This window comes from Sulfolobus sp. B1, assembly GCF_007050195.1.
Taxonomy (GTDB): domain Archaea; phylum Thermoproteota; class Thermoprotei_A; order Sulfolobales; family Sulfolobaceae; genus Saccharolobus.
Map to the genome: position 1 here is coordinate 1 of NZ_QIMI01000335.1, position 683 is coordinate 683.

Below are 683 nucleotides of genomic sequence, written 5' to 3' on the forward strand. Positions count from 1 at the left end.
AATGCGCCCCAAAACGTATTTGCTATAGTGAAAAATTATTTATATTATGTCATTTTATTTAATAATTGGAGCACTATTGATTGAAGAGAAGACTGTTAACCTCCTTACAACTCTATAGGCAAGGATTTTTGCCGAGGTCTAAAGCGTTAATCCTTTTCACGGGAATTACTCCGTTTGATGAGAGAAAGGAGGAAAGTGATTTTCAACACATTAGTTACTTTATTTATTCCTAACTTCATAATATTAAATTTGCCATTAGTATTAATATCCTATATCTGACCTCCTTCCTGCCTAAAGGGCAAGCCTAGTCTTCATTTTGTCAGTAATTGTGCGATAGGTGAAGCAAAGTGTTAATAAAATGTAAAACTTATGTATAATGAATGAAGATACTGGCAATAGGCAACGTATTTAATATTTCAGGGGTTTCTACACATATTATTAACGTATTAAAAGAGTTAGTGAAATTAGGGGATGAGGTTACACTTTACGTTCCTTCTTTTTTGGTTAAAAATAATTATGAAGTATTGAAAGACTTAGAGAAGAGTGGGGTAAGAGTCTTTGACTCAGTGTATGATGTGATAGAAAAGTATAACGATGAGTTAAAGCAAGGTACTTTCTCGTATTTCCTTAAATCTCATACCGTCTATATAAAATGGAATGATCTAGGGATTGATAGGAACTAT

At 32.5% G+C, this 683-nt stretch carries 1 pseudogene; it reads left to right on the plus strand.

The features are described from left to right. Positions 1 to 380: 380 nt before the first annotated feature. Positions 381 to 683 (plus strand): annotated as a pseudogene (locus DMP16_RS10570) (glycosyltransferase family 1 protein); the annotation flags it as partial.